Annotated in this window: 8 protein-coding genes and 2 pseudogenes; 4 read left to right on the forward strand and 6 right to left on the reverse strand. The window is 58.1% G+C overall.

The annotated features are described in order from the left end of the window. Positions 1–11: 11 nt before the first annotated feature. Both ACK3BB_RS25440 and ACK3BB_RS25445 read left to right on the forward strand, forming a co-directional pair. Entirely contained in the window at positions 12–851 is an 840-nt protein-coding gene (locus tag ACK3BB_RS25440) for a hypothetical protein (RefSeq protein ID WP_428929648.1), read from the forward strand. Between the two features lie 217 nt (positions 852–1068). Continuing rightward, a pseudogene (locus ACK3BB_RS25445) lies at positions 1069–2001 on the forward strand (IS5 family transposase). Positions 2002–2073: 72 nt separating this feature from the next. Here ACK3BB_RS25445 and ACK3BB_RS25450 read toward each other — a convergent pair. From ACK3BB_RS25450 to ACK3BB_RS25465, 4 genes are all read right to left on the reverse strand, one after another. Next, positions 2074–2799: a hypothetical protein gene (locus ACK3BB_RS25450; RefSeq protein WP_428929649.1), complete on the reverse strand. Its 726-nt coding sequence runs from the start codon at positions 2797–2799 to the stop codon at positions 2074–2076. Then, complete coding sequence (locus ACK3BB_RS25455; RefSeq protein ID WP_428929650.1) at positions 2796–5909, reverse strand: CHAT domain-containing protein; 3114 nt, start codon at positions 5907–5909, stop codon at positions 2796–2798. The genes ACK3BB_RS25450 and ACK3BB_RS25455 overlap by 4 nt, the downstream gene beginning before the upstream one ends. An 83-nt stretch (positions 5910–5992) precedes the next feature. Continuing rightward, a complete protein-coding gene (locus ACK3BB_RS25460) occupies positions 5993–7585 on the reverse strand; it encodes a hypothetical protein (protein WP_428929527.1) in 1593 nt (530 codons plus the stop codon). Continuing rightward, positions 7554–7781: a hypothetical protein gene (locus ACK3BB_RS25465; RefSeq protein ID WP_428929528.1), complete on the reverse strand. Its 228-nt coding sequence runs from the start codon at positions 7779–7781 to the stop codon at positions 7554–7556. The genes ACK3BB_RS25460 and ACK3BB_RS25465 overlap by 32 nt, the downstream gene beginning before the upstream one ends. 261 nt (positions 7782–8042) lie before the next feature. Between ACK3BB_RS25465 and ACK3BB_RS25470 the strand changes: the two are divergent. Continuing rightward, a pseudogene (locus ACK3BB_RS25470) lies at positions 8043–8855 on the forward strand (IS5 family transposase). A gap of 140 nt (positions 8856–8995) precedes the next feature. Here the strand turns inward: ACK3BB_RS25470 and scpB are convergent. Both scpB and ACK3BB_RS25480 read right to left on the reverse strand, forming a co-directional pair. After that, on the reverse strand, positions 8996–9610 hold the full coding sequence (scpB, locus tag ACK3BB_RS25475; protein ID WP_428929529.1) for an SMC-Scp complex subunit ScpB: 615 nt from the start codon (positions 9608–9610) through the stop codon (positions 8996–8998). 2 nt (positions 9611–9612) lie between these two features. Continuing rightward, the gene (locus ACK3BB_RS25480; protein ID WP_428929530.1) at positions 9613–10497 is read right to left on the reverse strand and encodes a DUF1403 family protein; all 885 of its coding nucleotides are present in this window, start codon (positions 10495–10497) and stop codon (positions 9613–9615) included. Positions 10498–10653: 156 nt separating this feature from the next. Here ACK3BB_RS25480 and ACK3BB_RS25485 point away from each other — a divergent pair, with 156 nt between their 5' ends. Continuing rightward, positions 10654–11751, forward strand: coding sequence for a tyrosine-type recombinase/integrase (locus ACK3BB_RS25485; protein WP_428929531.1), 1098 nt, complete (start codon positions 10654–10656; stop codon positions 11749–11751). The last annotated feature ends 24 nt before the right edge of the window (positions 11752–11775 follow it).

Below are 11775 nucleotides of genomic sequence, written 5' to 3' on the forward strand. Positions count from 1 at the left end.
ATGGACCAGAGATGACTGATTTCGAGAACGACCCCGACTACGAAGAATGCCTTGTGACCTTTTTTGATGTCCTCGGTTTCAGGAACCTCCTGCACACGCGAAGCGGTGCAGAGATCAGGCACTTGCTTTCGATGTTTCGCAGAGTTTCCGAAGGAGATGCCACGCCGCCCACCCGCTCCGACGAGATGCGGATGATCAGCGAAGTCCATGCAGAGATCGTGTCTGACGCGATCGTCAGAACCAGAACCATTGAAACTCAGTACCAGGCCGGCCCCTTGGTCTGGGAGCTCATCGATCTGCTGCACATCCAGATCGAATGCGTGGCAAATGGCATATTGGTGCGCGGCGCGATGACGGTCGGCCCCATGCATCTCGGCATCGACTTCAGTGGTCCGGTGTTTGGGCCTGCCCTCGTTCAGGCTTATTTCATGGAAGAAAGCGAGGTCATCTTCCCGCGCATTGCGATCCATGAAGATGTCATCGAACGCCACCGGCAGGACCAAACGCTTTGGCGGGAAGGACATTCCTTTGAGGATGAAGAGCGTCACCTGAACAACCTCCTGCGCCAGGACGAGTCAGGCCTCCACTACATCGACTATCTTCGCGCCAGTCTCAGCGAACTCGACGGCGAATACGCTGGCTGGATCGAGTTTCTGGGTAGGCACAAAACGTTGGTGGAGAGCGGTCTCGCCGACAGTCCCAACGCGACGGTGCGGCGCAAATACAGCTGGCTCAAGAACTACCACAACGCAGTCATCGACGAGAACATAGCAAACCTGGAACCGGGCGCGATGACCGAGGATGGGGCCCCTTGGGAAACTCTGTTCAGAGGGCTCAGGATCGAAGCCTGAGTTCTCTCAACAAGTCACGACTGAGAGCGTCACGAAATGTCCACGACATGCCTCACCGTTTGGCCAAGACGGGGATCGCCAGCCGGCAACCATTCCTATGACCCGCCATCCAGACCTGCGTTCTCCCACTGCTCCCGCTCTGGCAGATCGGCTGGGCTCTGTTGCACAAAGCCTGTGAGGGATTCATCTCGTGAAACCAACATGGTAGCTGGGATGCATGAGCAGACACATACCCCCGACTTACAAGACCAGGAACTGGCCAGCCTAAAATGAAGCGCTCAAGCGCCGGGGCTCGCTGACGATCTGGTGCGATCCCGAGATGATCTGGGAGGCCGCGCCTACCGGCAAACGTGGTCGACAGCAGACCTACAGCGATACCGCCATCCAGACATGCCTGACGATGAAGGTTCTGTTCGGCATGGCGCTACGGCAGACGGCCGGGTTCGTCGAAAGCCTGCTGCACCTGGTCGGCCTTGACTGGTCGGTGCCCGACTTCAGCACGCTGAGCCGCCGCCAGAAGTCCCTCGCCGTCAACATCCCGCATCGGGGCCCCAGGGGTCCGCTCCACTTGCTGATCGACAGCACTGGGATCAAGGTCGAGGGCGAAGGCGAATGGCATGCGCGCAAGCATGGTGGCCCGAAACGCCGCGTCTGGCGCAAGATCCATCTCGGAATCGATGAGGAAACACTGGAGGTCGGAGCCGTCGAGATCACCGGGAGCCATGTTGGCGGCGCGCTGGTGTTTCCCGACCTTCTCGGTTAGATCCCTGCGGACCAGGAGATCGGCAGCGTCACGGCAGATGGCGCCTACGACCCACGCAAATGCCATGTTGCCATTGCCGACTGCGGCGCTCACGCTGTCATCGCACCCAGCAAGCACGCGAAGCCGTGGAAGACCGTCACGGCGGGTGCGGTGGCCAGAAGCGAAGCCCTGCGAGCTTCTAAATACCTCGGCCGCGCGATCTGGCGACGATGGAGCGGATACCACCGCCGGAGCCGCGTCGAAACAAAGATGCACTGTCTGAAAATGCTGGGGCAGCGCCTCATGGCGCGGGACTTTGACCGACAGGTCGCGGAGGTCCAGATCCGCATCGCAGTCATGAACGGCTACACCGCGCTTGGCATACCTGTCACAGAAGCCGTGGGATGAATCCCTCCGGGGAAAGGGGAACTTCCGACATCAGAGGCCTTGTGCAACAGAGCCCGGCTAACCGATCAACCTCTAACCGTTTATCAGTTTATCCCAGCCAAACCAAAATTTGCTTTGGTCTGGGGGTTGCGAAGGCAACTCTATCGAAAACGCGTACTTGTGGTCGCCAAAAATCATCCGGCGGAAGCGTTTCAGACGCCCATCGAGACCAGGTTGGGCCAAACGGGCGATGATGGATAGCGAGCAATCAACTGTGCCACCTATCGGCAGTGTCACAGCGAGGTTGACCTGATGCAGGATTCCGTCTTTGCGTTCAGGATCTTCTGCGAAGTCCCAGATAACATTCGACGTTCCTGCACCACTGCCCCTTAGGACACGATGACGTAGCGCGAAGTTGACCTTTCGCGCGACACCCGCTTCGCCCGAGAATACCTTGGGCACACCAAGCTGCATCTTTCCGTTCTCGTCTATGGATATTTCTACGTCGTTGGTAACGGTCTCTCTGGGCTGACAATCGATGAAAACCGCATCCTTTGGACTGGTGATAGAAAGCACCAAACGCGCGCTTTCAAATCGGTTCCCGCGATCGGCATGGAACGTCACATCAAACGCAACGACCCCGCCCTTCCCCGCACTCTTAGGGAGACGCTCGGCTGCAAGTTGGCGAATTAAAACACGTGATCTACCGATATCCTCGTCAGCAATAAGTTGGTCTCCTCCCCCGCGCAGCTCGCTGTGTTCAGCTTCGTCCGGGTAGAGCTCGAGCTCGATCTGTTCTCCGTCGGTCAGAGTCTTCATCCCAATTCTTCTTTCGTAAACAGCCGGCCAGTCAAAACAAAAGGTGCCCAAAGATCTGGTCTGTCTTCTCCGAACTCATCAAAGGCGGAGAGCACTGCACTTCGATGCGCATCAGCCGGATGCATTTGATCCAACGCACCATACAAGGATTCGACATAAACGTTCGCGGCACGTTCCTCAATTGGCCACAGAGTTGAGATAACCCGAGCGACACCGCGGATAAGAAAGGCCTGTGTCAGACCGTTAGGCTCATTTCCGCGGGCGATTTGCGACATTCCCGCTTCGCAGGCACCTAAAATGACCAACTCCGCCGAGACTGGCTCCCCATCCAGGATGTCCGAGGCCGCAAATGAGCCAGCCGCGAGGTCGAGCGCCGACGCCAATGGATCTTCGGCATCGTGACGCGCGTGACCTTGGTAGTGCAGAACACGCGCACAACTCAGGGCTACTTGGATTGCATCGGCGGTGACCTCAGCGCCAAGTGCGGGTGAAGCCGTAAATCGAGTGCTCAGGTGTTCAATCACATCTGAGGCATCCTTTAGGTCCGAGGTCGGGTCTCCAAATATGGATATCTCCTTGTCGGCTTGACGACCATGCCAACTGTCCAAGCCAAGCAAGTGGTTTGGTACAACAACCAGCGGATTTCGCCGGATCAGCGGCTCGTTTCGGACGTTCAGAGCCTGTAAAGGCAGCCTACCAATGCCACCCATCGGGGAGAGGGCGAGCAGAGTTCCGGGTCTTGTCAGCCACTCGAGTGGGGCGACCAGAGGCGAGAACTTCTGCAACAACTGGGGCGTTCCGGCCAATGAAGACCGGTAGTCTCGCGCAGTCAAAGCGTCGATCCAGTCGGTCAGGTCCGCCTGGGAGATCGGGATCCTCTCGAAGATTGGCCCATCATTGCCTGAGACCACAACGATGTGGACCTGCCCCGCAGCGATGCTCCAATCCACCAATGTGACGCCGCGCGGCATATCAGAGATCGCTTGGCGGGCATGCTGTAGCGACAGTGAACCTTGATCGGCCGTTCGGAATGCCAAGGCGTCTGAAATGCTGCGCGCCTTTGCCTTCTGCAACCAAGACCAGAAGGCCTCCAGATCGGCTGCATCGCGCAGAAAGACGCGCAGCGCAAGTTCAGTCAGACGTTCAGTCTGTTTTGAGAGTTCTTGCCGCGCCAACAGGGTATCTTCCGCTCGATCAAGTTCTAATTCTGCGCGGCGTAGTTCATAGAGACTATCGGCCTCGGCGAGGTGTCGTTTGAACAAGGTTGCCAAATCGCTCGGCGTTCCAAGCGTAGGAAACAGCAATGCATTCGCTGCCACTTCGGACAGAAACGCATGCGACCGCGCTGCCGGCTCACTAAGTCCACATTCGCGATAGAGTTCCTCCGCTCTCTCGAAATTTGCATAAGCATTGGCTGATGAGTCTCTACGCAGTTTGTCGAAGGTTTCGCGCTGGTCACGGTCATCATGTGAGACTCCGGCAAACCGTCGAAGTGCATCTATTGAGGTGTTCAACTCGACTGTCCCGGCTGTCATAGCACAGCCAGCCGCTTGGATCAGATTGTCTGCATCAATCGAGTGACTTATCGCGCTACTATTTGCCTCCCGGAACTGAGCAGTTGATCGCGCGGCCGCGTCTAGGTCACTTTGCTGCGAGTAGGCCTGCGCGCGAATGGCATAAACCTGTGCCTGCACCTGCAAGCAGCGCGCTTTGTGTTGGTCTCTGATCTTGCCTGGAAAGTCATCTGCGAGGCAATAGGATCGCTTCGCGTACGCCATAGCTTCGTCAAGATCCGACATCTGCCGGAATGCACTGAAAGCGCGCAAGGCAGTGTCGGCGCGATAGATCGATTTTTCCAGTGCTTGAAGGGGGCGGTTTTCACCAAAATCCGCTTTTTCTTGTTCGACCAACAGACCGTCAGCCGCTTCGAAGTCGCGGCGGTCACGGCTTGCGGTGGTCAAGAACAATACATGTTCACCAACGAGCGTTGACGCGTAGTCCATAGCTCCAATCGTCTTGAATTTTTGGTGTGCGGCATCAATCTCTCTCAACGCCGCTTTTGTTGATCCTGCGGCCGAAAGCGCTCGCGCCTTAGATTGCAAAATAATACCGCGAACAAGGTCAGGTAAATCCTGAGCCAAGGTTTCATCGCAGACCTTCACCGCCTCCGCCGGTTTGCCTTCAGATCTAAGGCGCTCAATCGCGTTTAAGCTGTCAATCCGTAGAGCCGGGCCCATACCTGATTCACGGGCGAGGAGCTGCGCTCGGTCACTGAATTTGCGAGCAGCTGTCGCACGTGCGCTTTGCTGCAACTCGTTTGCCAAATCACTGCACAACGCATGGGCGAGGCCAGTGGCTTTGCAAAGTTCAAACTCAGCAACCAAAGGTTCAAGGTCAGAGGATTTCGCGCGACCTTCCAGTATATCGACTTTGATGCGCTCTCTCTTGATGATTGCAGGACCAGGAACATACTGCGCATCAAGAAACGCCTTCTCGGCAGCGTCAATAGCAGTCTCGATGTCGCCCCGCCGCGCCAGCACCTTTCGCCCAGCCTGAGCAACCATGATCCATGCTTCGCCACCGACATGCGGAAAGCCAGCCTCCGTTGCGAGAGCCATACACTGTCTGGCTGCAGCTGTTTTCTCTTCTATATCATCGGTCCCAAGGACGATCCATCTCGCGGCGTGGGCGGCCATAAAGGAAGAGATCTTGGAGAGAGGACCGATCAAAACGCCCAAATCACGCAGACTCTCGACCTTGGAGCCGATGTAAACTTGACCGGCCATCAGGCGCAGAAGCACGAGATAAGCCTGAGCAAGCACGGTCTGCGCGTTATCCCGGTCCCAGAATGCCTCTGCCTTTCGGAGCTCTGCGCTTATGTCTCCCGAGACCTGGGCGCTTACACAGAACTCCTGCATAGAAATGGCTTTACTCCGCTCAGTGTCGTTTGTTGAAAGCTTTGCTGCCTGCAAGAACTTCTGTGCTGCTTTCGGCTCACCTTTTTCCAAATAACAGCGCGCGATCCAAAGACACTCTTCTCCATCGAACGCTCTAGGGTCGACGAAGTCTTTGAGCGCGACGAAATCACCTCGGCGATAAAGCTCGATCAACTTTTGCTTCATTCGCCAGACTGCACTCTCATTGAGACACGGCACGTTGGTCAGTCCCTACTGTTTTCCAAGCGAAACGGTCTTCAATCGGCATTCCAGCCTCGTTCGTTTCGAATAATCTCCATCTTCGGCACGTCAACGCCCCAAGCCGACTTGAAAAACTCATGGGCGCGTTCAGTAAACACCGAGAATCCGTCCTCTGGATCGGTCGGAAGACCCCTCGGATGAATCGGTCCAGTGTGGAATGCAAGATGATCGGTCATGCGGGCAACATGCGCGTTTAGAATTTGTTGGCCGCTTCGCAGTGCTTCGGATTCTGACTCCGGATCATCTAGTTGCGTGACACCATCCAAGATGACGAATGGCAAGTCGTAAAAAGTGTGCGCCTCAGGTAAGTCGCAACTACCAAGCATGTCCTGCAGAACACCTGGGCATTTTGCTATTTCCGACCGGCCAGTGTGTGCAGTTCTTGCGTGTTGCCATCCAAGCTCTTGCGATGGCCACTCAGTCGTGTCCTCGTCGTAAGTCGCCAACCATTGCTGAACATGAGAGTGTTCTGCGCGTTCCATTTGTGCAGAGACCAGCAAATCTTCCTCAACTACGAGTCGCTCTCCCGGATCAGCGAGCGTTTGAACGTCCGTGAGGATCCCTCGGTCCACAGAAATTTTGAGCAGCTTTGCAAACCTCGAGCCTGGGTGCAGGTTTGACCATGTCCAACTTGCGGCAGAGCCATCCGCAGCGAAAGGAAGCGGAGGATCAAGGGCCAGTTCGCAAACAACTCCAAGTGCCATTAGATTAAGGTCCTCGAACTGGCAGCTCGCCGCTTGAGCCGCGGCGCGAAAGCATGGCGCGTAAAGCCCACCGTCTGCACCAAATACACCACCAAGAATATCCGCCCTAAACTGAGTGCAGATGTTGCGCTCTGCCACGCTGCGTGTTTGGACACGATCAAGAAATGTCAATTGCGCCAATACCGCGAGGCACTCTTCAACTACTATGGCAGGAAATCCGTTTGCTTGTGTATCTTGCAATGCCTCAAGAGATCCTTCCTGGCGAAAGCTGCGCACCCGATTGTGAAATCCAGCATGGTCATCACCGAAAAGGATATCAACAGGATCAAACTCACGTCCAAGATATTGAGCTGCAATACCCAACATGAAATCGGGGGGCCGAACAGGAGCAATACCGCCATAGTCAATGATTTCTGGCAACATAGTCAGCAGCCACGCGTGTTCAGCGATGCTGTGCGAGGTAGCGGACCAATGGTCCGGAATAACCAAGTCGAAGTTTTCTGTCCTGCGAAGTGATGCAATCCCGTTTTGGTGACGAACAAGTTCTTCACTCAACGCGCTTGGGGACATTTGCCTGAAGAAAAGTGACGCAAGCGTCGTGCGGAGGTTCACCAGAGCACTGCGCATTACACCCCAGGTCAAGCTGTGTGCAATTTGCCAATGCACGCGCTCGTGGTGAACGACTGAACCTCCCAGCATAAGTAGGTGCTCATCGTCATCTGTCGGAGCGCGGCCGAGCAAGTGATGGAAGTAACCATCGTGCGAACGCAACTCAATGAAACGAGTATCAGGCCAGTAGGACGCGAATGAAGGTCTGGCACCCAATGACCGCGGCGCAAATGGATCATGCTGACTATGTGTTGGCATCGTCATTGCGATCGCCATCATCAACGTCCACGTCGTCACCAAAACGCGCCTTCAGCCGAGCAACGGCTTTGCCCAACGCCGCCTTAGCTCCGTCGTGGACGACCCCACCGGCAATTGCCATTGCTGCAAATTCGACAACGGTTTGAAGGTCCGGAAGATCTCGATGCGCGTTAGGAGCAAATGGGTCGCGCTTTGGCTGATCGATGGTGAACATGCGGAACTCGTGAGCTGTCAGACCGTCTTTCAGCGCCTGTCTGACTTGGTTTGGTGCCGCTTTGACCCTGATGTAACTTGGCATTGAATACGAACCTCCCTGTAGCGTGACTTTTCAGCGAACCAATGTCCCCAAGCTATCATTTACCCGCAGTTTGGGTATCTGCGAAACGACATGATCGCCATTGTTCCGGCCTTAGGCTCTGTTGCACAAATCCGGTGTGGGATTCATCATGGGAATCCAGCGTGGTAGCAAAGATGCATGAGCAGACCGACACAAACGACTTACAAGACCACGAACAGGCCAGCCTATAACGAAGCGCTCAAGCGCCGCGGTTCTCTGACGATCTGGTTTGACCCCGAGATGAGCTGGGATGCCGTGCGACAGGCAGGCGTGGCCGTCAGCAGACCTTCAGCTACACGGCCATTCAAACCTGCCTGACGATGAAAGTGCTCTTTGGGATGGCGCTCAGGCAGACGACCGGCTTTGTCGAGAGCCTGTTGCGCTTGGTCGGTCTGAACTGGCAGGTGCCTGATTTCAGCACCCTCTCACGTCGTCAGAAGACCCTGGATGTGAACATCCAGTATCGCGGCTCCAAGAGGCCGCTGCACCTGCTGATCGACAGCACTGGTATCAAGGTCGAGGGCGAAGGCGAGTGGCACGCCCGCAAGCATGGTGGCACTAAACGGCGGGTCTGGCGCAAGATCCACCTCGGTGACCGCCGATGGCGCTTATGACACGCGCAATTGCCATGAGACCATCGCAGATCGCGGCGCTCACGCTGTCGTCCCACGGCGCAAGAACGCGAAGCCGTGGCAGACCATCACCGCCGGTGCCGCCGCGCGAAACGAAATCCTGCGCGCCACCAAATACCTCGGTCGCGCACTGTGGCGACGATGGAGCGGATACGACCGCCTGAGCCGCGTCGAGACGAAGATGCACTGTGTAAAGCTTCTGGGGCAGCGCCTCATGGCGCGAGACTTCGACCGCCAAGTCGCGGAGATCCAAGTCCGTATCGCCGTGCTGAACGGCTACACCGCGCTCGGCATACCCATTACGGAACCTGTGGGATAGGTCCGTCCGGGGAAAGGGGAAACTCGGCCATCACCCGATTTGTGCAACAGAGCGCCATTCTGTCCGCCAAGCGTGGCGCACGATTCCCCATTTCCGAAACCTGTATTGAGAAGTAACTATTCGCGAAAAGCAGTGGGAACTCAGCCAACGCCAACCTGAGGTGGCTCCCTCTGAAAACCCGCATCCTCCATTTGCTCCCTGTCGGGCAGGTCATGCAAACTCTCCAACCCGAAGGCGACTAGGAACTGCTCGGTCGTCACAAAGGTATAAGGCGCGCCGCGTCGTGGGGATCTTGGCCCCGTGCCGATGAGACCGCGTGCATGCAATCGCCCGATCAATTCCCGGCTGATATCCTTGCCGAAGATGTCATTGAGCCCGTCGCGCGTGATCGGCTGGTGATAGGCGATAGCGGCTAGGACCGCGGTGTCGAACTCGCTGAGATCCAGAAACTGATCCCCGATATCCGCCGCCGCCCGGATCGCGGGCGCATAGGCCGCCCGGGTCCGGAACATCCAGCCGCCGGCGACCTGCGCGATTTCGAACGCCCGCCCCTCCAGCTCGGCGGCAAGGTCCTCGACCAGCAGATCGACTGAGGCGCCCTGCCCCACGACACGGGCGAGGTCTTGGCGCGGGACAGGCGAGGCGGAGGCAAACAGCACAGCCTCGATCCGGCGCATCCATTCCCGCCAGCGCAGCTCAGGCGGCAGGTCGGGCAACTCGCGATCCAGTTCGGGGTCTGAGCGATCCTTCGCCATCGCTACACCCCGTAGAGCCGGAAAGTGTCGCGCCCGGTCAGTTCGCGCACCGCACCAAGGTCGACCAGCCGGTCGCAGAGCCGCCGCGCGGCTCGATCCTGCAATGGCAAGGCCGACGGCGCCACAGCATCTCGGGTCAGGAACATCTCGACCGCGTCGCCCGCCCCGTTGGCCCGCAGCTTGGGTGCGACTGACTTGAGATGCGCCGCCCGACGCGCGAGGTCGGCAGCATGCTTGGCGGCCTCGATCACCGAAGGGATGATTGCCCGATGACAGGCCAAGCGAAGGTCATCGCCTTGCTTGCGCAGGTCGGCGCGTTTCAGGCTAGGGGCCAGCAGCGGCACGAGATGATCCCAACCGAGAGCCTGGGCGAGGGCCGCCTCCGCAAGGATCAGCGCCGCAACCTCTGCGCGCGGTGCCGCGCGAAGTACTGCCTCGAGCACCATCGCAGCTCGGCCAACGGGCGCCCCCTGCCCCGCATATAGCCAAGTCGCGATCTGGCCTTGCTCGAGGGTCGGCAAGGCTCGACCCAGAGCCTTGATCGATACCGGCCGTTCCACAGCGCGCCGCCAGGCGAGGCTAGTTTCGCCCGCCGGTCCGGGCAGATCGCCGGGTCGCAGCAGGTGCACCGCGTCGCGCAGCTCCCCTGCCCGCTCCGGCCGCCCAGAGAACGCGATACAAGCCTCGGCCGCGCGCAGCGCGAGCCGGTCCCGCAACAAGGCTTGGGGCACCTCCTCGCGTCCCAACACAAGATGCAGGTGATTCAGCGCCGAACCCGACAAAAACGCAACATCTTCAAGGGTTTCAGCGCGTGCAGAGGTGACCCAGGCAGGCATCCGGGGTAACGTGTCGAGGTCGCTGATGTGATCTAGCCGGGCGAAAGTCATGCGTGAAACCTATATCAGCGCGGCGCTTTTTGCCACAAAATAGCACAAGAACCGCCCCGCCTTGCCGCTCTCTTTTATGTCCAATAAGTTTGCATTATCGGACATAAAAGAATAAGCTGATAAGCAGTTCAATTTCATTTCCGGATTCAGTGGAAAATGGCTTCAGAGACCGAGAAATCGACGTCAGCGCCCTCTGATGAACTGGATGGTGCTCGCGTCGACGAGCGAGATCAAGAGGAAAGCGACGGTATCGCCCTGCCCTCCCATGTCGCGGGGTCCGGCACGCTCGATCGACTGGTCAACACCGCGCGTGACTACGCGCGCTCGGCCGCGTCGGACAACACACTGAAGGCATATGCAAAGGACTGGGCGCATTTCGCGCGCTGGTGCCGGATGAAAGGCACAGAGCCCCTGCCCCCCACGCCCGAGATGATCGGACTCTATCTCGCGGACCTGGCCTCCGGATCAGGTCCTTCCCCTGCCCTATCCGTCTCGACCATAGACCGCCGCCTGTCGGGCCTCACCTGGAACTACGCGCAACGCGGCTTTTCCCTCGACCGAAAGAACCGGCACATCGCGACGGTACTTGCGGGGATCAAGCGCAAACACGCGCGACCACCGGTTCAGAAGGAAGCGATCCTGGCGGAAGACATCCTCGCAATGGTTGCCACCTTGCCCTACGACCTGCGCGGACTGCGGGACCGCGCGATCCTGCTGCTCGGTTACGCCGGAGGTTTGCGCCGCTCGGAGATCGTCAGCCTCGACGTGCACAAAGACGATACGCCGGACTCCGGCGGCTGGATAGAGATCTTCGAGAAAGGCACCCTCCTGACCCTCAACGCCAAGACCGGTTGGCGTGAAGTCGAGATTGGCCGCGGCTCCAAGGATCAGACCTGCCCCGTGCATGCTCTTGAGCAATGGCTGCACTTTGCGAAGATCGATTTCGGCCCGGTCTTCGTCGCCACCTCGCGCGATGGCAAGCGCGCCCTCGACACACGGCTGAACGACAAGCATGTCGCACGCCTGATCAAGCGCACCGTCCTAGACGCCGGCATCCGATCCGAGTTGACCGAGAAAGAGCGCCTGGCACTGTTCTCCGGTCACAGCCTTCGCGCCGGGCTCGCCAGTTCGGCCGAAGTTGACGAACGCTACGTCCAAAAGCAGCTGGGGCATGCCTCGGCAGAGATGACTCGTCGCTACCAGCGCCGACGCGACCGGTTCCGCGTGAACCTGACCAAGGCTGCCGGCCTCTGATTCTCTGCCCAAGAGCATTTCCAG

It is taken from the genome of Marinibacterium sp. SX1, from assembly GCF_050389775.1.
In the GTDB taxonomy this organism is placed as follows: domain Bacteria; phylum Pseudomonadota; class Alphaproteobacteria; order Rhodobacterales; family Rhodobacteraceae; genus Marinibacterium.

Coding starts and splice junctions, on each gene's coding strand:
- ACK3BB_RS25440 (WP_428929648.1), top strand. CDS start 12: ATGACTGATTTCGAGAACGACCCCGACTACGAAGAATGCCTTGTGACC.
- ACK3BB_RS25450 (WP_428929649.1), bottom strand. CDS start 2,799: ATGAAGACTCTGACCGACGGAGAACAGATCGAGCTCGAGCTCTACCCG.
- ACK3BB_RS25460 (WP_428929527.1), bottom strand. CDS start 7,585: ATGGCGATCGCAATGACGATGCCAACACATAGTCAGCATGATCCATTT.
- ACK3BB_RS25465 (WP_428929528.1), bottom strand. CDS start 7,781: ATGTTCACCATCGATCAGCCAAAGCGCGACCCATTTGCTCCTAACGCG.
- scpB (WP_428929529.1), bottom strand. CDS start 9,610: ATGGCGAAGGATCGCTCAGACCCCGAACTGGATCGCGAGTTGCCCGAC.
- ACK3BB_RS25480 (WP_428929530.1), bottom strand. CDS start 10,497: ATGACTTTCGCCCGGCTAGATCACATCAGCGACCTCGACACGTTACCC.
- ACK3BB_RS25485 (WP_428929531.1), top strand. CDS start 10,654: ATGGCTTCAGAGACCGAGAAATCGACGTCAGCGCCCTCTGATGAACTG.